Genomic DNA, 18054 nt, shown 5'->3' on the forward strand with positions numbered 1-18054 from the left:
GTCGGCGACTCGCGCCTCGGCTACGGTGATGCTCGACGAGGAGGAGCCCTTGGCCAGACCCGCGATGCCGATCGATCCGATCGCCGAGGCGCGCCGCCAGTGGCTCGCGCACGGGTGGGCGGATGCGGTGCCGGGCATGGTGCTCGTGACCTCGGTGAACCGGGCGCAGCAGCTGCTCGTCGCGCCCGTCGAGTCGACGCTGCGGCCGTTCGCGCTGTCGTTCGCGCGCTTCGAGGTGCTGCGGCTGCTCGCGTTCACGCGCGACGGGCGCATGCCGATGGGCTCGGCGACCGCGCGCCTGCAGGTGCACCCGACGAGCGTGACGAGCACGGTCGACCGGCTCGTGCGCGACGGGCTCGTGCGGCGCGAGAAGCACCCGACCGACGGACGGGCGACGGTGCTGGCGATCACGGATGCGGGGCGCGAGCTCGTCGAGCGGGCCACGGAGGCGCTCAACGCGCAGGCGTTCGCCGATGTCGGCCTCGACGAGGCCGACGCGGCCGACCTGGTGCGCATCATCGCGCGGCTGCGGAAGCGCGCGGGCGACTTCGAGGATCCGCCGGAGCTGCCCGAGCCGCTGTAGCGGAGCGCCTCCGGCTCAGCGGTGCCGGAAGCTCGGTTCGCGCTTCTCACGGAACGCCGCCATCCCTTCCTTCTGATCGGCCGTGTCGAACAGGCCGGTGAAGAGCTCGGCCTCGACGGCGATGCCCTGCTCGAGCGGCACCTCGAGCGCCGCATCCATCGCCGCCTTCGCGGCGCGCAGGGCAGGCAGCGACTTCGCCGCGATGCCGGCGGCGACCGACTGCGCCTCGTCGAGCAGCTCGACAGCGGGCACGACCCGCGAGACGAGCCCGATGCGCTCCGCCTCCTCGGCGCGCACGCGCCGCCCGGTGAGGATGATCTCGGCCGCCTTCGGGTAGCCGACCGCGCGCACGAGCCGCTGCGTGCCGCCGATGCCGGGGATCACGCCGAGGCTCAGCTCGGGCAGCCCGAAGACGGCGGTGTCGGCGGCCAGGATGATGTCGCACATGAGCGCGAGCTCGCACCCGCCGCCGAGCGCGTAGCCCGACACCGCGGCGATGACCGGCTTCTGCACGTGCGCGAAGTCGAGCCACGCCTCGAAGTGCCCGCGCCCATCCGCCCCGCCCTGCCGCATCTCGGCGGCCGACCGGTCGGCCATCTCCTTGATGTCGGCGCCGGCGGCGAACGCCTTCTCGGAGCCGCTGACGACGATCGCGCCGACGCCGTCGTCGGCGTCGAGCTCGGTCGCGACCGCGACGAGCTCGCGCATGAGCTGCGCGTTGAGGGCGTTGAGCGCCTCGGGCCGATCGAGGTGGATCCAGGCGACGCGCTCGCGCCGCTCGACGCGGATGGTCTCGAGCTCGGTCATGCGCGCTCCTCCTGCTGCGGTCGGGTGGGCAGTGCCAGGTCGCCCTCGGGCACGGGGGCGAAGCAGGCCTCCACCATCGCAGGCGTGACGCCCGCGAGCGAGGCCGGGCGCCAGTGCGGCCGGCGATCCTTGTCGACGAGCTGCGCGCGCACGCCCTCGGCGAAGTCGGGCGCGAGCGACACGTGCCGCGAGACCCGGAATTCCTGCACGAGCGCCTCCTCGAGCGAGCCGAGCCGACGCGCGCGACGCAGCGCCGCGAGCGTCACCGCGACGGCGAAGGGCGAGCGCTGCGCGATGGTGTCGGCCATCGCGACGCCCTCGTCGCCGGCGGCGCGCAGCCGCTCGACGATCAGCGCCGGGTCGTCGCCGGCGAAGGCGTGGTCGATGAGCGGCCGGTTCGCCTGGAGCGTGCCGGCGGGCGGGGCGGTCGCGAGGCGCGCGACGGCGTCGTCCGGATGCGTCGTCTCGAGCAGCGCGAGCAGCTCTGGCACGCGGTCGTCGGGCACGTGCGCATCGGAGAGCCCGAGCGCGATCGCGTCGGCTGCGCCGAAGTGGTCGCCCGTGAGCGCCGCGCGGGTGCCGAGCTCGCCGCTGCGGCGCGTGAGCAGCCAGGTGGCGCCGACGTCGGGCACGAAGCCGATCGTCACCTCGGGGAAGCCGATGCGGGTGCTGCCGGTGGCGACGCGGTGGCTCGCGTGGCCCGAGATGCCGACGCCGCCGCCGAGCACGATGCCGTGCTGGATCGCGACGACGGGCTTCGGGAAGCGCGCGATCGCGGCGTTCATCGCGTACTCGTCGCGCCAGAAGCGCGCGGCGCCGCGCCCGCCGTTCGACTGCACGTCGTCGCGGAGGCTCACGACGTCGCCGCCGGCGCAGAGCGCCCGCTCCCCCGCGCCCGTGATCGCCACGCGCTCGACCGCGTCGTCGGCGGCCAGCGCGCGCAGCGCATCCGCCACGTCCCGCACCATCGCGTGCGTGAGCGCGTTGAGCGCCCGCTGCCGGTCGAGCACGATCACGCCGAGCGCGCCGCGGCGCTCGACGCGCACGTGCTCGGCGGGCGGCGCGCTCGCGCTCGCGCTCGTGGTCGGCTCGGTCATCGCGCTCCCAGCATGGCGCGGCCGACGATCATGCGCATCATCTCGTTGGTGCCCTCGAGGATGCGGTGCACGCGCAGGTCGCGCACGACGCGCTCGATGCCGTACTCGTGCAGGTAGCCGTAGCCGCCGTGCAGCTGCAGCGCCTCGTCGGCGACGCGGAAGCCCGCGTCGGTCGCGAACCGCTTGGCCATCGCGCACGCGACCTGCGCGTCGGGATCCTTCGCGTCGAGCTTCGCCGCGGCACGCTCGACGAGGGCGCGGGCGGCCTGCAGCTCGGTCTCCATGTCGGCGATCTGGAACTGCACGTGCTGCCGCGACGCGAGCGGCTGGCCGAAGGTCGCGCGGTCCTTGACGTACGCGATGCTGCGCTCGAGCGCCCACTGCGCGCCGCCGATCGAGCACGCGGCGATGCCGAGGCGGCCGCCGTTCAGCCCGCGCATCGCGATGCCGAAGCCGTCGCCCTCCTCGCCGAGCCGGTCGCCCGCAGGCACGCGCACGCCGTCGAGGATCACCTGGCGGGTGGGCTGCGCGTTCCAGCCCATCTTGTGCTCGTCGGGGCCGAAGGAGAGGCCGGATGCGTCGCCCGGCACGATGAAGGCGGTCATGCCGCGCGATCCCTGCCGGTCGGGGTCGCTGCCGCCCGTGCGCGCCATGACGACGTAGACCGCCGACGAGCCCGCGCCCGAGATGAACTGCTTCGTGCCGGTGAGCACGTAGTCGTCACCGTCGCGCCCGGCCGTGGTGGCGACCGCGGCGGCGTCGGAGCCGGCGCCGGGCTCGGTGAGGCAGTAGCTGGCGAGGTCGTCCATCGAGCACAGGCGCGGGAGCCAGCGGTGGCGCTGCTCGTCGGTGCCGAACTCGTCGATCATCCAGGCGACCATGTTGTGGATCGAGAGGTAGGCGGCGACGGCCACGTCGCCGCGGGCGAGCTCCTCGTAGATCGCGACGGAGTCGGCGCGGGTGAGGCCCGAGCCGCCGACGTCCTCGCCGACGACGATCGCGCCGAGCCCGAGCGAGCCCGCCTCGCGCAGCGTCTCGACGGGGAACTCCTTGTCGGCGTCGCGCTGGTTGGCGAAGGGCGCGAGGCGCGCCTCGGCGAAGTCGCGCACCGCCTCGACGAGCGCGGCGCGCTCCTCGGCGGTGGCCTGGGCGGCCATCGTGCCGGCGGTGCTGGTGGCGGACATGCGCTCACGACCCCTTCGTCGCATCCGTTGTGCGTCCACGCAGATAGATGGACGTCCACATATCTACCATCCCGGGCTCACGGCGCGCCAGCGCCGCGATGCCATCGGCCCGCGCATCGTTCGTCGACCGGCCAGGTGTGGCGCCGACCGGATAGTCCGGCCGGCCGTGCACGGAGCCGGTTGACGAACGGAGTCGAGGCGGCGGGCCGCCCGCGCGGTTGAGGAAGAGCGGATGCGGTCGCTACCGTCAGGGGCGATGGCGCCGACGGCGGCGCCCGCGAAGGGTGCGCATGGACATCACGGGACAGGTGGCCCTCGTCACCGGCGGAGCATCGGGGCTCGGCCTCGCGACCACGAAGGCGCTGCTCGCGCAGGGCGCGCACGTCGTCGTGCTCGACCTGGGCGGCACGCCCGCCGCCGAGGCGGCCGCCGCGATCGAGGGCGTCACCGTGGTCGCCGCCGACGTGCGCGACGAGGCGCAGGTCTCGGCCGCCCTCGACGCCGCCGACGCGCTCGGCGACCTGCGCGTCGTGGTCAACTGCGCCGGCGTCGGCGACGCCGCGAAGGTGCTCGGCAAGCAGGGGCCGTTCCCGCTCGCCCAGTTCCAGCGCGTGATCGACATCAACCTCGTCGGCACCTTCAACGTCATCCGCCTCGCCGTCGAGCGGATGGCGCGCACCGAGCCGATCGGCGAGGAGCGGGGCGTGATCGTGAGCACCGCATCCGTCGCCGCCTTCGACGGCCAGATCGGGCAGGCCGCCTACACCGCCTCGAAGGCGGGCGTCGCCGGCATGACGCTGCCCATCGCGCGCGAGCTCGCGGCGCTGCGGATCCGCGTCAACGCCATCGCCCCGGGCCTGTTCGACACACCCCTGCTCGCGGCCCTGCCCGAGCCGGCGCGCATCTCGCTCGGCCAGCAGGTGCCGCACCCGGCCCGGCTCGGCGACCCCGCCGAGTTCGGCCTGCTCGTGACGCAGATCGTCGCGAACCCGATGCTGAACGGCGAGACCATCCGGCTCGACGGCGCCATCCGCATGGCGCCGAGATAGGGGGATCGGATGCGCTCCGACTACTACGACGACGACCACGCCTCGTTCCGCGAGAGCGTGCGGGAGTTCGCCGCGCGCCACGTCGCGCCGCACTACGGCGACTGGGAGCGCGACGGCCTCATCGACCGCGACCTCTACCGGCGGATGGGCGAGGCGGGCCTGATCGGCATCGCCATCCCCGAGCGCTTCGGCGGCATGGAGGTCGACGACTACCGGTTCCGCATGGTGATCAGCGAGGAGCTCGCGCGCGTCGGCGCGGCGGCGCTCAACGCCACGCTCGGCGTGCACGACGACATCGTCATCCCCTACCTGCTCGACCTGGCGAGCCCCGAGCAGCAGGAGCGCTGGCTGCCGGGCATGGCCGCCGGCACCTCGATCGGCGCGATCGGCATGACCGAGCCCGGCGCCGGGAGCGACCTGCAGGGCATCCACTCGAGCGCCGTCCGCGACGGCGACGGCTGGGTGCTGAACGGCTCGAAGACCTTCATCACCAACGGCATCCACGCCGACAAGGTGCTCGTCTTCGCGCGCACCGACCCGGCGGCGGGCTCCCGCGGCTTCACGCTCTTCCTCGTCGAGGAGGGCATGGCCGGGTTCGAGCGCGGCCGCAAGCTCGAGAAGGTCGGCCTCCACTCGCAGGACACCGCCGAGCTCTTCTTCCGCGACGTGCGCATCCCCGACGCCAACGTCGTGGGCGAGCCGGGCATGGGGCTCGTCTACCTCATGCAGCGGCTGCCGCGCGAGCGGCTCTCGATCGCGACCGGCGCACTCTCGTCGGCCGAGGCCGCCTACGCGTGGGGCCGCGACTACGTCTTCCAGCGCTCGGCGTTCGGCGGCCTGGTCGGCGACCTGCCGACGGTGCGGTTCACGCTCGCCGAGCTCGAGACCGAGCTCGACATCGCGCGCGCCTACCTCGAGCGCTGCGTGCTCGCGCTCAACGAGGGGCACCTGACGACCGTCGACGCATCGAAGGCGAAGTGGTGGGCGACCGAGCTCGAGCAGCGGGTCATCACCCGCAGCCTGCAGCTGCACGGCGGCTACGGCTTCATGGAGGAGTACCCGATCGCGCGCGCGTTCCGCGACTCGCGGGTGCAGACCATCTACGGCGGCACGACCGAGATCATGAAGGAGATCATCGGCCGCGACATCGCCAAGCGCGCGAAGCCGTAGCGGCGCGCGACCGGCGGGAGGGTGACGGATGCGTGAGGCAGTGATCGTCGACGCGGTGCGCACCGCGTCGGGCCGGGGCAAGCCCGGCGGAGCGCTCTCGGGGGTGCACCCCGTCGACCTGCTCGCCTCGGTGCTCGAGCAGCTCGTGGCGCGCACCGGCATCGACCCGGCGACGATCGACGACGTGATCGGCGGCTGCGTGCAGCAGGTCGGCGAGCAGTCGGGCAACGTGACGCGCAGCGCCCTGCTCGCGGCCGGCTTCCCCGAGCACGTGCCCGGCACATCCGTCGACCGGCAGTGCGGCTCGAGCCAGCAGGCGGCGACCTTCGCGGCGCAGGCGATCATGGCCGGCGCGCAGGACGTCGTGATCGCGTGCGGCGTCGAGTCGATGAGCCGCATCCCGCTCGGCACGGCGGCGATCGAGCGCGACATCCACGGCTCGCGGCTCGCCGAGCGCTACCCCGACGGGCTCGTGCACCAGGGCATCTCGGCCGAGCTCATCGCGGCGAAGTGGGGGCTGTCGCGCGCCGAGCTCGACGACTTCGCCGCCCGCTCGCACGAGCTCGCGGCGGCGGCCGGCGCCGACGGGCGCTTCGACGGCGAGCTCGTGCCGATCGACCTCGGCGACGGGCGGCGGCACCGGGTCGACGAGACGGTGCGGGCCGCGACGACGCGGGAGGGGCTCGCGGGCCTCGGCTCCTCGTTCGAGCACCCGCGCTACGCCGAGCGCTTCCCCGAGATCGCGTGGCGCATCACCGCGGGCAACGCGTCGCCGCTCACCGACGGGGCGTCGGCGGCGCTCATCATGTCGCGCGAGAAGGCGGATGCTCTGGGGCTCCGCCCGCGGGCGCGCTTCGTCGCGTCGTCGGTCGTCGGCGACGACCCGATCATGATGCTCACGGGGCCGATCCCGGCGACGGCGAAGGTGCTCGCGAGGGCCGGGCTCGGGATCGGCGACATCGACGCGTTCGAGGTGAACGAGGCGTTCGCGTCGGTGCCGCTCGCGTGGCTGCGGGAGACGGGCGCGCCGCTCGAGCGAGTGAACCCGCGCGGCGGCGCGATCGCGCTCGGGCACGCGCTCGGCTCGTCGGGCACGCGGCTGCTCGCGACGCTCCTCGGGCAGCTCGAGCAGACCGGCGGCCGCTACGGCCTGCAGACGATGTGCGAGGGCGCCGGCATGGCGAACGCGACGATCATCGAGCGGCTGGGCTGAGGCTCAGCCCCGCTCGCCCCGCTCGTCGAGCCGCGCCCGCAGGGCGCGAGTCGAGACGACGCTGCTGGTCTCGCGCCCCAGAGCTCCGCGGATGTAGGGACAGCGGCGCTCGTCCGCCGCGGATGACAGCCGCTGGCCCTATATTCTGCGGGGCGCGGGGCGCGAGCCGCGGATGCGCCGGGCGAGCACGGCCGCGCGGCGCGAGGGAGGCGGTGCGGCGCGGCTCAGGCCGCCGCGCTGCCGCGCTCCGCGAGCGCGCGCTCGATGTCGTCGCGCAGCTCGCCGGGCGTCGTCGTCGGGGCGAACCGCTCGATCACGCGGCCGTCGCGGCCGATGAGGAACTTCGTGAAGTTCCACTTGATCGCGCCGCCGAGCTTCCCCTTCTTCTCCTCCTTGAGCCACTGGAAGACCGGGTGCGTGTCGGGCCCGTTGACCGCGATCGGCGCGAACATCGGGAACGAGACCCCGTAGTTGCGCTGGCAGACCTCGGCGATCTGCTCGACCGAGTCGTGCTCCTGCTTGAACGAGTCGGAGGGGAAGCCGAGCACGACGAGCCCCTCGTCCTGCAGCTCGCGGTGCAGCTGCTCGAGGCCCTCGAACTGCGGCGTCAGCCCGCACTGGCTCGCGGTGTTCACGACCAGCACCACCTTGCCCTCGAACGCGCCGAGGTCGACCTCGCCGCCGGTGAGTGCCTCTGCCTGGAAGTCGCTGAGCGTCGTCATGCCCACCACCCTGCCGGGCCTTGCTATGCGCGGCCCGAGAGCGCGCATCCGCCTCAGTCCGACGCGGCCGCCGGCGCGTCGAGCCGGCGGCCGGCCCACACCGCGGCGGCCGCGAGCAGCACGCCGACCGCAGCGACGAGGATCAGCCAGCGGAAGTCGACCACGACGAGCAGCGCCGAGCCGAGCGCGAGCAGCAGCATCTGCGGCACGTTGATCGACACGTTGAGGGCCGCCGACGTGCGGCCCTGCAGGCGCGGCGGCGTCAGCCGCATGCGCAGCGTGACGACGCCGACGATCACCCACGGCACGCCGAACCCGATGAGGCCCTGCACCGCGCCCAGCCCGGCCCAGCGCATCCACGCCTCCGCGAGCGGCCACTGCACGAGCGCCCACGCGGTGAGCGTGCCGAGCCCGAGGAGCGCCAGCCCCCAGCCGACCAGGCGGCGCTCGCCGATGCGGCGCAGCATCCACGCGGCGCAGAGGCCGCCGGCGAGCGCGCCGACGCCCTGGATCGCCTGCGCGGGGCCGAGGGCCGCGGGCCCCTCCTGCAGGCCGTGCTCGACGAGCGGGAAGATCGTGGCGTTCAGCAGGCCCGTGAGGCCGAAGCCGGCGGCGACCGCGATCGTGAGCAGCCGCAGCAGCGGGTCGGCGAGGAGCGCGCGGAAGCCCGCCGAGAGCTCGTGCCAGTACGTCTCGCCCTCGAGGCGCGGCTGCGGCTCGGACTCCTGCAGGCGGATGGTCGACATCATCACCGCCATCACGAGGAAGCCGGCGGTCGCGAGCGCGATGACCGCCCACGGGCCGGCCGCGACGTAGAGCGCGGCGCCGAGCGCCGGGCTGACGATGCGGCAGCCGTTGTCGATCGAGGTGAAGATGCCGTTCGCGCCCGCGAGCTCCTCGTCGGGCAGCAGGTCGCGCAGCAGCCCCGACTGCGCCGCGGCGGTGAGGTAGGCGGCCAGGCCGTAGCCGAACGTGGCCGCGTAGATGAGCCACACGTGCTGCGCGCCCTGCACGAGCAGGAGCGTGAGCACGACGGCGGCGGTGCCGAGGTTGGTGGCGATGAGCAGCGGCCTCCGGTGCACGCGGTCGGCGAGCTGGCCGGCGAACGGCGCGAGCAGCGCCGGCAGGCCGATGAAGAGGAACACGAGCGCGCCGGCCGCGTCGGAGCCGGTGAGCTCCTTCACCCAGATGGCGAGCACGAGGTAGAGGGCGCTGTCGCCGAGGTTGGTGGCGACCCAGCCGACCATGAGGCGGCGGTAGGCCGGGCGGCGCATGGGGCTCGGCGGCCTGGGGGCGGATGCGACGGGTGCGGTGGCGGCGGCGGTGCCGGTCATGGCGGGTCTCCTCGGGGAGGGGCGGTGGAGGCGCGAGGGGCGGGTGGGGTCGTCTCGATGCGGCCCTGCGGGCCTGCTCGACGAGCGAGGGGGGGGCGGGGCCGTCTCGATACGGCCCTGCGGGCCTACTCGACGAGCGGGAGGGCGAGCGGGGGGCGTCTCGATACGGCCCTGCGGGCCTACTCGACGAGCGGGGGGCGCGCTACGGCGTCGGCTCGGACGCCGGGTCGGGATTGACCGCGCCGAAGAAGTGGGCCTTGCGGCTGCCCGAGGGGCGGGTCGCCGGGTCGGCCTCGCGGCCGTGGAAGCGCTCGGTGAGCCGGGCGATGTCGCCCGAGAGCTCCGAGAGCTCCTCGGCCGTCGCCCAGAAGGTTGAGAGGTTGACGGTGACGCCCTCGACCCACTCCGGCTCCTCGGCGCGGGTCATGAAGAAGTCGACGAGGCGGGCGGCCTCGTGCTGCACGTAGAGCGCGCCGATGGTGGCGGAGGTGCGCAGCGATGCCGGGTCGGAGGGGTCGGGGCGCAGGTCGCGGCTGCGGTGGGCGGGCCGCCACGGCTTCGACGTGCCCTGCGCCTCGGCGCGCTCGATGAAGCCGGCCTTGGCGAGGGAGCGCAGGTGGAAGGAGCAGTTCGAGGGGCTCTCCCCCACTTGCTCGGCGATCTGGGTGGCCGTCGCCTCGCCCAGCTCGTCGATGACGGCGAGGATCTCGACGCGCAGCGGGTGCGCGAGCGCCCGCAGCACCGCGGGGTCGCTCGTGCGCAGGTCGGGCTTGTCGTGCCGGCCCTCGCTGCGCTGCTGCGCGTCGCGCTCCTCAGCCATGCTCAGATCCAACCACGCTGGATCATCGCCTCCGCGCGCACGCGGTCGTAGCGGCGCTCGGTGCGCTCCGCCTCGAGCCGCGCGCGGTGCCGCTCGTCGGCGCTCATGCCGATGACGCGGAGCGTCGTGGTGCGGATGCGGTCGGTGCGTCCCATGGGATGCCTCCTCGGTCTGTGCCGGCGATGGTCCCTGGGTGGTGCCGACATCCGAAAGACTACTTTCAAAGCATCCGCTTCGCAACAGTTCTTTCAAAAGAACCGCTTCGGCGTGTCGCGCCCTGCCGCGGGCACGGTCGCGGGGCCCGGCGCCGCTGCGGCGTCGGGCCCCTCGCGCCGGCAGATCAGCCCTCGAACGTCGCCTTCGCCTCGGCCACGACGGCCTGGTCGCGGAAGGCCGCGAGCGCGACGGCCGCGAGCAGCGCGGCGCCGTCGGCGATCACGGGCTCGGCCGCCTCGCCGCCGGCCGCCTCGGCGAACTCGCGCGTGTGCGGCGAGCAGTCGGGCACGAGCGAGAGCATCGGGTGGATCGCCGGCACGACGTGGCTCACGTTGCCCATGTCGGTCGAGCCGCCCATCTGCGGCGCGACGGCCGGCGGCCGGCCGAGCGCCCCGAGCGCCTGCTCGGCGAGTCCCGCGAGCGCCGGGTTGGGGCGCAGCGAGAAGTAGGGCGGCGTGCGCTCCTCGATCAGCACCTCGCACCCCGTCGCGATCGCGGCGCCCTGGAAGCACGCCTGCACGCGCGGCACGACGTCCTGCAGCAGCAGCTCGCGGTCCTCGGCGCGCACGAACGCGCGGATCGCGGTGTGCTCGGGGATGATGTTCGGCGCCTGGCCGCCGTCGGTCACGATCGCGTGGATCCGCACGTCGGAGGGCAGCTGCTGGCGCAGCAGCCCGATCGCGGTGAGGGCCAGGGTGGATGCGTCGAGGGCGTTGATGCCGCGCTCCGGGTGGGCGGCGGCGTGGCTCGCGCGCCCCGTGAACTCGACGTCGAGCGCGACCCGCGAGAGCGAGCTCGACGCGGCGACGTCCTCCCCCGCCGGGTGCACCATCATCGCCAGGTCGATGCCGTCGAGCACGCCGTGCTCGATCATCGGCACCTTGCCGGCCGCGCCCTCCTCGCCGGGGCTGCCGATGACGACGAGGTGCGCGGGCGCCCCGCCGTCGGCGAGCAGCGCGTCGCGCACCGCGATCGCGGCGCCGAGGCCCGCCGCGGCGATGATGTTGTGGCCGCACGCGTGGCCGATGCCCTCGAGCGCGTCGTACTCGAGGAAGATCGCGATCGTCGTGGTGCCCTCCGACGCATCCGCCGTCGACCACCGGCCGACGAAGGCCGTCTCGAGGCCCGCGAACCCGCGCTCGACCGCGAACCCGGCCCGCTCGAGCTCGGCCGTCAGCCGGGCCGCGGCGTGCACCTCGGTGAAGCGGATCTCGGGGTGCGCGTGCAGATCGGCGGCGACGTCGACGAGGGTGGGCAGGTGCGCGGCGAGCCGCTCGCGCGCCTCGTCGACGAGGGCGGGCACGGTCAGCGCTCGAGGGGTGTCGGTGGTGGTCATCGGGTTCCTTCCTGGGGCAGGACGACGGTGGGATGGGTGGGGTCGGCGAGGCTCACAGCATCAGCCCGTGCCCGGGGCCGAAGGGCAGGCCGGCGAGGCCCCAGACGGCGAACTGGATGAGCCATACGACCAGGATGACGATCGTGAAGGGCAGCACGAGGCTGAACAGCGTGCCGAGGCCGCCCTTCGGCGCCCAGCGCTGCATGAGGCCGAGGATGACCGGCAGCATCGGGTTCATCGGCACGAGCGGGTTGGTGGCCGAGTCGGCGATGCGGAATGCGGCCTGCACGGCTGCCGGGTCGACGCCGTTCAGCATGAACATCGGCACGAAGATGGGCGCGAGCAGCGTCCACAGCGCCGAGCCGCTCGCGAGCAGCAGCGCCGGGAGGATCACGAAGAGGCTGAACAGCAGCAGCCCGCCGACGCCGTCGAGCCCGGCCGCGCCGAGCGCATCCGCCCCGCTCGTGGCCACGAGCAGGCCCAGCCTCGACCAGCCGAACCAGGCGATCGCCTGCGCGGCGGTGAAGATGACGACGATGAACGGCACGAGCTCCTTGACGGCCTCGACCATCATCTCGGGCACCTGCGCCCAGCGCGTGAGCGTGCCGGAGGCGAGGCCGTAGGTCACGCCGACGACGAGGAACATCAGCAGCAGGAAGATCGGCAGGCCGTCCATGAACGGCGAGCGCAGCAGCTGGCCGCCCTCGCCCTGCAGCGGCGAGCCGGGCAGCAGCGCGGCGGTGGCGACGAGCGCGCCGAAGACGACGAGCGCGATGCCGGCGGCGATGAGGCCGCGGCGCTCGCCGCGCTCGAGCGGCTTCGTGTCGTCGACCTCGGCCTCGCCGCGCCACGGACCGAGCCGCGGCTCGAGGAACCGCTGGCACGTGACGGTGATCGCGATGGCGAGGATCACGGTCGACGCCGCCATGAAGAACCAGTTCGCGAGCGGCGTGACCTGCGCCTCGGGGTCGACGATCTGCGCGGCCGAGGTGGTGATGCCGCTCAGCAGCACGTCGGTGCCAGCGATGATCACGTTGGCGCTGAAGCCGGCGACGACCGCGGCGTACGAGGTGATGAAGCCCGCGAGCGGGTGGCGGCCGGCGGCGAGGAACGCGGCGGCGGCGAGCGGCGGGATGATGACCATCGCCGAGTCGGAGGCGAGGTTGCCCATGAGGCTCACGACGACCACCACGACGGTGACGAGCGAGCGCGGCGCGGCGAGCACCGCGCCGCGCATGAAGGCGCTCAGCAGGCCGAGCCGCTCGGCGACGCCGATGCCCAGCATCACCGTGACGATGAGGCCGAAGGGCGGGAAGGCGACGAAGTTGTCGATCGCGCTCGTGAGCGCGTAGACGAGCCCTTCGGCCGACAGGATGCTCTGCACCGGCACGACCTCGTCGGTCGTCGGGTCGAGCGTGGTCGCGCCGGCGCCCGCGGCGATCGCCGAGGCGACGGCGACGAGGCCCGCGAGGATGAGGAACAGGTAGAAGGGGTGCGGGAGGCGGTTGCCGACCCGCTCGATGCCGCGCAGCATGCGCCCGGTCAGGCCGGGCGCCTCGGCGAGGGCGAGGTCGTCGCGGGCCGGGCGTGCGGCGCGGTCGTCGGTGGTGGTGGTCATGGTGGCCCTCTCGGGAGTGCTCGGGCAGCGGGACCCGGCGCGGATGTTGCCGTCCAGGATGCGATCTCGGTGTTGCGGGCGTGTGACGATGCACGATCTCGGCCCGGATCGGCGGCAGGATGTCCGATATGGACTCGCACGCCGTCGACGCCACCGGCCGGCTGTCGGAATCGGACCTCGCCCTCATCGAGGCGCTGCAGCGCGATCCGCGCGCCCCGTGGGCGCAGATCGCGGCCGCGATCGGCACGAGCGCGCCGACGGCCCGGCGGCGGTGGGAGCGGCTCGTCGCCGAGGGCTCCGCGTGGATCACGAGCTACCCCGGCATGCGGGCCGGGCTCGTCGCCGGGCTCGTGGAGGTGCGGTGCCGGCCCGGCACCTCCGACGACGTCGCGGCCGAGCTCGCGACGCATCCGCGCATCGTCACCGTCTCGGCCCAGACGGGCGACCGCGACCTCGGGCTCATCGTCTTCGCCGACGACCTGAGCGAGCTGCGCCGCATCCTGCAGCACGACCTGGGCGCGCACGCCGACGTCGTGGGGGTGCGGTCGTCGATCATGACGCGGGTGTTCCGCGAGGGGTCGCACTGGCGCGCGGGCGTGCTCGGCGGCGCGGAGCGCGAGGGCGATGCCGAGGCCGAGCGCGCGCCCGCGCAGGCGGCGCCGCCGCTCACCGACCCGGCGACCCTCCGCGTGCTGCGCGAGCTCGAGCTCGACGGCCGCGCGCCCACCGCGCGCATCGCCGAGCGGCTCGGCACCGGGGAGGCGCATGCGCGGCGCACGGTGCGCCGGCTGCTCGAGACGCGGCGCATCGTGCAGCGGGTCGACGTCACCCTCGACCAGCCGCACTGGCCGCACTCGCTCGCGCTCTGGATGGTGGTGCCGGCCGCGCAGCTCGACGAGGCGGCGCGGCGGATCGGCGAGCTGCCCTCGACGCGGCTGTGCGCGGCGCTCGCCGGCGGCGCGAGCAACCTCTACGCGATCGTCTGGCTGCGCTCGCTCGAGGAGGCGGCCGAGATCGAGGCCCGCATCACGCGGGGGCTGCCCGCACGGGTGCTCGACCGCTCGCTGCTGCTGCACTACTACAAGCGGCTCGGGCACCGCTTCGACGACGACCGGCGACGCGTCGGGCAGGTGCCGTGGACGGGGCCGTGAGGCGCGGATGCGCCTCGCAGGGCGGGAGGGACGCCGCGCGAGGGGCCCGGCTCAGGCGCTCGCGAGCTCCTCGGCGCTCAGCTCGACCCACGGGCCCGCCGGGTTGATGACGAGCGACGAGAGGGTGCTGCTGCCGCGCAGCATCTCGAGCACCTTGGTGGTGGTCGTGGGGATGACGCCGTCGCGCGGCTCGCGGGCCGCGACCTCGGGCGCCGACGTGTAGGCGAGCAGCGCCACGGTGCCGTCGGGCCGCCGGCTCACCCGCAGCCGCGGCTTGCCCTCGTGCACCTGGCCGGCCTCGAGCGCGCCGGCGAGCAGCAGCGGCGCGTCGACCCGCAGCGCCGCGAGCACGTCGGCAGGCGTGGCGAGGCCGGCGTCGGCCGCGGCGATGACGCGCTGCAGGGCCTCGTTGCGCGGGTGCCGCAGCGCGCCCTCGATGTCGGCCGACGAGAGCGCGGCGGTCGTCTCGGCCGGGTCGATGAAGAGCCAGCCAGCGCCCTGCCGCTTCGCCATCTCGAGCACCGCGGAGGCCGGCTGCGCGACCGATTGCACGCGGGTGCCCTCGGGGTGCATGCGGGCGATCTCGTCGTTGCTCGTGAAGGCGAGCAGGGCCCGCTTGCCGTCGGGGCCGACCCGGCTGCTGATGCGGATGCGGGCGCGCTCCTGCAGGCGGCCGTCCTTGACCTCCATGTCGGAGCCCGTCGCGTCGAGCAGCAGCTCGCCCGCGAGCGCGGCGCGCAGCACATGCACGACGGTCTCGGGCTTGGGGTCGGCGGCGAACGCCGCGACCGCTCGGCGCAACCGCGCGTTGTCGACCAGCTGTCCGCTCATGGCCCCACGCTATCCCGTGCGAGACAATTCACCGTTGACGTATATAAGCCGCGATGCAACCATAGCCTCATGCACGCGCTCGACGTCCTCGGCGATCCGGTGCGGCGACGCATCCTCGAGCTGCTCGCCGACGGCGAGGCGAGCGCGGGCGCGATCGCCGCCGCGATCGGAGCGGAGTTCGGGATCAGTCAGCCCGCCGTGAGCCAGCACCTGCGGGTGCTGCGGGAGCAGGGCTTCGCGACCGTGCGGCCCGAGGGGCAGCGGCGGCTCTATGCCGTCGATCCGGCCGGGCCCCGAGCCGCGCGCGAGTGGCTGAGCGCTTTCGACGCCTTCTGGATCCCGAGGCTCGCCGCGCTCGACACCGAGCTCGCGCGCGGCCGGCGGCAGCGCCGGCTCGCAGCCGAGCGGCACGGCGGCGCGGCTGCGGCGCCGGCCTCCGACGGCGGGCGGGCCCACGCATCCGCCCATGACGACGGCGAGGGCGACCGCCCCGCCTCCCCCACCCCGACGAAGGAGCGATGACCATGGTGGATGTGCTGGCCCAGCTGGGCGCGGTCGACCGGACGGTGCAGGGCGCGGAGATCGATGGCGAGCCCGCGCGGCTGCAGAGCCTCGCGCAGACCTACGACGCGCCGATCGACGACGTGTGGGATGCGGTGACGAGCCCGGAGCGCATCGCGCGGTGGTTCCTGCCGGTCTCGGGCGAGCTGCGGCTCGGCGGCCGCTACCAGCTCGAGGGCAACGCGGGCGGCGAGGTGCTGGAGTGCGAGCCGCCCGCCGACGGCGCGGCCCGCTACCGCGCGACGTGGGAGTTCGGCGGCGGCGTCACCTGGCTGACCGTGCGGCTCGCGAGCGTCGACGAGCGCACGCGGCTCGTGCTCGAGCACGTCGCGCGCGAGACGGAGGTGCCGGCCGAGATGCGGGAGACGTTCGGGCCTGGTGCGACCGGCGTCGGCTGGGACGGCGGCCTGCTGGGGCTCGGGCTGCACCTGGCCTCGCCGGATACGGCGATGACGCCGGCCGAGGGCGAGGCGTGGGCGGCGACCGAGGAGGGCAACGCCTTCTACCGGGGCGCCGCCGACGCGTGGGCCGAGGCGTCGACCGCGGCCGGCACCGATCGCGAGACGGCCCGGCGGCAGGCGGATGCGACGTACGGGTTCTACACGGGCACGCTCGACCTGGGCGGCGGCGCGTAGGCGGGCTGCCCGCGGCGGACGCCTGGGTGCACGGATCGAGGAGCGGTCACCGGATGAGGACGGCGCGTCCTCGACCCGTGCGCGAGGCCTGGATCGTCCTCGCCCGGTGACGGGTCAGGCGCGACGCGCCGCGTCGCGCGGGCGCAGCGCCCCGCCCATCCACCGCCACGCCCCGGCCCCAGCCATGGCGCCGACCACGGTGCCGATGAACCCGGCGGCCAGCGCCGCGATGGCGAAGCTCGTCGCCGGGTCGCCCTCGGGCTCCAGCAGGGAGGTCACGATCGCGACGGCCACGGCGACGACGTGCACGGGCACGGTCGCGATCGCGGCCGCGGCCGCCGTGATGCCGAGCGCGCGGCCCGCTCCCCAGCGCCGCAGCTGCCCCCAGCTCAGCAGCAGGCCCAGCAGGCACAGCACGGTGCCGATGGCGACGACGCCGACGGTGATCGGCGTCACGATCTCGGCGATGCCGTCCGCGACCGGGTTCACGCCCGACCACAGGTAGACGAGGGGCGTGATGAGGGCGGAGACCCCGACGATGAACGCCCAGAAGAGCAGGATGACGCCGCCGAGCGCCGTCCCGACGCCGAGCAGCGCGCCGCTCGCGGCGCCGATCCGCAGCAGCCGGCGACGCTCCGCGTCGGTGAGCGGCGGGCGCGGCGGGGCGGCCTGCTGCCACGCGACCTGCGGATGGACGGGGAGCTGCTGCTGCATGGGCGGCTGCCACGCGGGCTGCGACGGCTGCGGCGGCATGGGCGGCTGCCACGCGGGCCGCGGCGGCTGCGACGACTGCGGGGCGCCCTGCGGCGGGAGGCTCATGCCGCGACCGTAGGGGCGCACGCCTGCGAACCCGCTGGGACGCGCGCGGGTGCCGCGGACGGCGTCACCGGACGGCGACCGTCAGCAGCACCGCCGCATCCGTCACCGCGTCGAGCGCATGCCGCTCGTCGGGGATGCCGACCACGTCGCCCGCCGACGCCTCGAGCTCGCCGCCGGCCCAGCGCAGCCGCACCGTGCCGGTGAGCACCTGCAGCGTCGCCTCGCCGTTCGCCTCGTGCTCGTCGAGGCCACGCCCGGCCGCGATGCCCATCACCGTCTGGCGCAGCGCCGCGTCGCGGCCCGAGCGGATCGACCGCCCGGCGCGCCCGCTGCTCGCCTCGCGGGCGGCGGCGAGCAGCTCGTCGGCGAGGGAGGGCAGGTGCACGGGGTCCATGGAGCCAGCATGCCGCGCGGGCGCCTGCGGCTCTACCCTCGGATTCAGGTGTCCCGGCCCGAGGAGGTGGCGATGACGACGGATGCGACCCGGCCGGGGGCGGACGAGGAGCCGGTCGTGCGCGCCCCGCGCATCCTCGCGACGACGGGCGAGCTCGGCGCCGCGGCCGACCCGGAGGCCCGCGGCGCGATCTGGCGGCTCGAGGAGGCCGAGCGGCACCTCGACGCGAACGTGATCGCGCTGCCGCCGGGCGAGCGTATCGAGGCGCACGCCGGTCCGGACGAGGACGTGCTGTGGCACGTGGTCGCGGGCTCGGGCGCGCTCGCGACCGACGACGGCGAGCTCGAGCTGCTGCCGGGCGCCATCGTGTGGCTGCCCCGGCGCTCGACGCGCGCCGTCACCCCCGGCCCCGAGGGCCTCCGCTACCTCTCCGTGCATCGCCGCAAGCCCGGCCTCGGGATCGGTCGCGCGCCGGCGTGATGCGGCGCCGCAGCCGGAATCGAGCGCCCCGGCG

20 protein-coding genes are annotated in these 18054 nt (G+C 74.7%); 8 read left to right on the forward strand and 12 right to left on the reverse strand.

Translation table 11 applies throughout. The features are described 5' to 3' along the window. Positions 1–49 precede the first annotated feature (49 nt). The gene (locus J2X49_RS03455) at positions 50–583 is read left to right on the forward strand and encodes a MarR family winged helix-turn-helix transcriptional regulator (RefSeq protein WP_146355860.1); all 534 of its coding nucleotides are present in this window, start codon (positions 50–52) and stop codon (positions 581–583) included. Positions 584–598: 15 nt separating this feature from the next. Here the strand turns inward: J2X49_RS03455 and J2X49_RS03460 are convergent, their stop codons facing one another. From J2X49_RS03460 to J2X49_RS03470, 3 genes are read right to left on the reverse strand one after another with little or no spacing between them, the layout of a single operon-like run. Continuing rightward, positions 599–1390, reverse strand: a complete 792-nt coding sequence (locus tag J2X49_RS03460) for an enoyl-CoA hydratase-related protein (protein ID WP_310122565.1) — start codon at positions 1388–1390, stop codon at positions 599–601. After that, positions 1387–2487, reverse strand: a complete 1101-nt coding sequence (locus J2X49_RS03465) for a 3-hydroxyisobutyryl-CoA hydrolase (protein ID WP_310122568.1) — start codon at positions 2485–2487, stop codon at positions 1387–1389. Before J2X49_RS03465 ends, J2X49_RS03460 begins: the two co-directional genes overlap by 4 nt. Further along, positions 2484–3671, reverse strand: a complete 1188-nt coding sequence (locus tag J2X49_RS03470) for an acyl-CoA dehydrogenase family protein (RefSeq protein WP_310122571.1) — start codon at positions 3669–3671, stop codon at positions 2484–2486. Before J2X49_RS03470 ends, J2X49_RS03465 begins: the two co-directional genes overlap by 4 nt. 290 nt (positions 3672–3961) lie before the next feature. Between J2X49_RS03470 and J2X49_RS03475 the strand changes: the two genes are divergently transcribed. The 3 genes from J2X49_RS03475 to J2X49_RS03485 are packed head-to-tail and all read left to right on the forward strand — an operon-like array spanning position 3962 to position 7103. Further along, complete coding sequence (locus J2X49_RS03475) at positions 3962–4720, forward strand: SDR family NAD(P)-dependent oxidoreductase (protein WP_310122576.1); 759 nt, start codon at positions 3962–3964, stop codon at positions 4718–4720. Positions 4721–4729: 9 nt separating this feature from the next. After that, positions 4730–5890 carry an acyl-CoA dehydrogenase family protein gene (locus J2X49_RS03480; RefSeq protein WP_310122580.1) on the forward strand — a complete coding sequence of 387 codons (1161 nt, stop codon included), beginning with the start codon at positions 4730–4732 and terminating at the stop codon, positions 5888–5890. A gap of 28 nt (positions 5891–5918) precedes the next feature. Further along, entirely contained in the window at positions 5919–7103 is a 1185-nt protein-coding gene (locus J2X49_RS03485; RefSeq protein WP_310122582.1) for a thiolase family protein, read from the forward strand. 224 nt (positions 7104–7327) lie between these two features. Here J2X49_RS03485 and J2X49_RS03490 read toward each other — a convergent pair whose 3' ends face one another. From J2X49_RS03490 to J2X49_RS03515, 6 genes are all read right to left on the reverse strand, one after another. Next, complete coding sequence (locus tag J2X49_RS03490; RefSeq protein ID WP_310122585.1) at positions 7328–7825, reverse strand: glutathione peroxidase; 498 nt, start codon at positions 7823–7825, stop codon at positions 7328–7330. A gap of 53 nt (positions 7826–7878) precedes the next feature. Next, positions 7879–9159, reverse strand: coding sequence for an MFS transporter (locus tag J2X49_RS03495; RefSeq protein ID WP_310122588.1), 1281 nt, complete (start codon positions 9157–9159; stop codon positions 7879–7881). A 202-nt stretch (positions 9160–9361) separates the two neighbouring features. Continuing rightward, positions 9362–9979, reverse strand: a complete 618-nt coding sequence (locus J2X49_RS03500) for a helix-turn-helix transcriptional regulator (RefSeq protein WP_146355868.1) — start codon at positions 9977–9979, stop codon at positions 9362–9364. A gap of 2 nt (positions 9980–9981) precedes the next feature. Beyond that, a complete protein-coding gene (locus J2X49_RS03505) occupies positions 9982–10134 on the reverse strand; it encodes a hypothetical protein (protein ID WP_164877077.1) in 153 nt (50 codons plus the stop codon). 185 nt (positions 10135–10319) lie between these two features. After that, positions 10320–11531 (reverse strand): amidohydrolase, encoded by a 1212-nt coding sequence (locus tag J2X49_RS03510; protein WP_310122592.1) that lies wholly within the window; start codon positions 11529–11531, stop codon positions 10320–10322. Between the two features lie 52 nt (positions 11532–11583). After that, positions 11584–13149 (reverse strand): AbgT family transporter, encoded by a 1566-nt coding sequence (locus J2X49_RS03515; protein ID WP_310122595.1) that lies wholly within the window; start codon positions 13147–13149, stop codon positions 11584–11586. Positions 13150–13277: 128 nt separating this feature from the next. Between J2X49_RS03515 and J2X49_RS03520 the strand changes: the two genes are divergently transcribed. Further along, positions 13278–14300 carry an Lrp/AsnC family transcriptional regulator gene (locus tag J2X49_RS03520; RefSeq protein WP_310122597.1) on the forward strand — a complete coding sequence of 341 codons (1023 nt, stop codon included), beginning with the start codon at positions 13278–13280 and terminating at the stop codon, positions 14298–14300. 51 nt (positions 14301–14351) lie between these two features. Here the strand turns inward: J2X49_RS03520 and J2X49_RS03525 are convergent, their stop codons facing one another. Next, complete coding sequence (locus tag J2X49_RS03525) at positions 14352–15131, reverse strand: SseB family protein (RefSeq protein WP_310122600.1); 780 nt, start codon at positions 15129–15131, stop codon at positions 14352–14354. Between the two features lie 69 nt (positions 15132–15200). On the opposite strand from J2X49_RS03525, the gene J2X49_RS03530 reads away from it, so the two are divergent. After that, entirely contained in the window at positions 15201–15653 is a 453-nt protein-coding gene (locus J2X49_RS03530) for a metalloregulator ArsR/SmtB family transcription factor (protein ID WP_310122603.1), read from the forward strand. Positions 15654–15655: 2 nt separating this feature from the next. Next, entirely contained in the window at positions 15656–16327 is a 672-nt protein-coding gene (locus J2X49_RS03535; RefSeq protein WP_310123926.1) for an SRPBCC domain-containing protein, read from the forward strand. A 114-nt stretch (positions 16328–16441) separates the two neighbouring features. Here J2X49_RS03535 and J2X49_RS03540 read toward each other — a convergent pair whose 3' ends face one another. Both J2X49_RS03540 and J2X49_RS03545 read right to left on the reverse strand, forming a co-directional pair. Then, positions 16442–17146 (reverse strand): hypothetical protein, encoded by a 705-nt coding sequence (locus J2X49_RS03540; RefSeq protein ID WP_310122604.1) that lies wholly within the window; start codon positions 17144–17146, stop codon positions 16442–16444. A 64-nt stretch (positions 17147–17210) separates the two neighbouring features. Further along, a complete protein-coding gene (locus tag J2X49_RS03545) occupies positions 17211–17540 on the reverse strand; it encodes a LuxR family transcriptional regulator (protein WP_310122608.1) in 330 nt (109 codons plus the stop codon). A gap of 72 nt (positions 17541–17612) precedes the next feature. On the opposite strand from J2X49_RS03545, the gene J2X49_RS03550 reads away from it, so the two are divergent. Then, a complete protein-coding gene (locus tag J2X49_RS03550; protein WP_310122611.1) occupies positions 17613–18020 on the forward strand; it encodes a hypothetical protein in 408 nt (135 codons plus the stop codon). The last annotated feature ends 34 nt before the right edge of the window (positions 18021–18054 follow it).

Source organism: Agrococcus sp. BE272 (assembly GCF_031457935.1).
GTDB lineage: Bacteria > Actinomycetota > Actinomycetes > Actinomycetales > Microbacteriaceae > Agrococcus > Agrococcus sediminis.

What these genes read in the sequence shown, in the direction of transcription:
- J2X49_RS03525 (WP_310122600.1), bottom strand. Translation starts at nt 15,131, where the DNA reads ATGAGCGGACAGCTGGTCGACAACGCGCGGTTGCGCCGAGCGGTCGCG.
- J2X49_RS03510 (WP_310122592.1), bottom strand. Translation starts at nt 11,531, where the DNA reads ATGACCACCACCGACACCCCTCGAGCGCTGACCGTGCCCGCCCTCGTC.
- J2X49_RS03520 (WP_310122597.1), top strand. Translation starts at nt 13,278, where the DNA reads ATGGACTCGCACGCCGTCGACGCCACCGGCCGGCTGTCGGAATCGGAC.
- J2X49_RS03460 (WP_310122565.1), bottom strand. Translation starts at nt 1,390, where the DNA reads ATGACCGAGCTCGAGACCATCCGCGTCGAGCGGCGCGAGCGCGTCGCC.
- J2X49_RS03535 (WP_310123926.1), top strand. Translation starts at nt 15,656, where the DNA reads ATGGTGGATGTGCTGGCCCAGCTGGGCGCGGTCGACCGGACGGTGCAG.
- J2X49_RS03465 (WP_310122568.1), bottom strand. Translation starts at nt 2,487, where the DNA reads ATGACCGAGCCGACCACGAGCGCGAGCGCGAGCGCGCCGCCCGCCGAG.
- J2X49_RS03490 (WP_310122585.1), bottom strand. Translation starts at nt 7,825, where the DNA reads ATGACGACGCTCAGCGACTTCCAGGCAGAGGCACTCACCGGCGGCGAG.
- J2X49_RS03480 (WP_310122580.1), top strand. Translation starts at nt 4,730, where the DNA reads ATGCGCTCCGACTACTACGACGACGACCACGCCTCGTTCCGCGAGAGC.
- J2X49_RS03515 (WP_310122595.1), bottom strand. Translation starts at nt 13,149, where the DNA reads ATGACCACCACCACCGACGACCGCGCCGCACGCCCGGCCCGCGACGAC.
- J2X49_RS03485 (WP_310122582.1), top strand. Translation starts at nt 5,919, where the DNA reads ATGCGTGAGGCAGTGATCGTCGACGCGGTGCGCACCGCGTCGGGCCGG.
- J2X49_RS03550 (WP_310122611.1), top strand. Translation starts at nt 17,613, where the DNA reads ATGACGACGGATGCGACCCGGCCGGGGGCGGACGAGGAGCCGGTCGTG.
- J2X49_RS03540 (WP_310122604.1), bottom strand. Translation starts at nt 17,146, where the DNA reads ATGAGCCTCCCGCCGCAGGGCGCCCCGCAGTCGTCGCAGCCGCCGCGG.
- J2X49_RS03500 (WP_146355868.1), bottom strand. Translation starts at nt 9,979, where the DNA reads ATGGCTGAGGAGCGCGACGCGCAGCAGCGCAGCGAGGGCCGGCACGAC.
- J2X49_RS03495 (WP_310122588.1), bottom strand. Translation starts at nt 9,159, where the DNA reads ATGACCGGCACCGCCGCCGCCACCGCACCCGTCGCATCCGCCCCCAGG.
- J2X49_RS03470 (WP_310122571.1), bottom strand. Translation starts at nt 3,671, where the DNA reads ATGTCCGCCACCAGCACCGCCGGCACGATGGCCGCCCAGGCCACCGCC.
- J2X49_RS03545 (WP_310122608.1), bottom strand. Translation starts at nt 17,540, where the DNA reads ATGGACCCCGTGCACCTGCCCTCCCTCGCCGACGAGCTGCTCGCCGCC.
- J2X49_RS03475 (WP_310122576.1), top strand. Translation starts at nt 3,962, where the DNA reads ATGGACATCACGGGACAGGTGGCCCTCGTCACCGGCGGAGCATCGGGG.
- J2X49_RS03505 (WP_164877077.1), bottom strand. Translation starts at nt 10,134, where the DNA reads ATGGGACGCACCGACCGCATCCGCACCACGACGCTCCGCGTCATCGGC.
- J2X49_RS03530 (WP_310122603.1), top strand. Translation starts at nt 15,201, where the DNA reads ATGCACGCGCTCGACGTCCTCGGCGATCCGGTGCGGCGACGCATCCTC.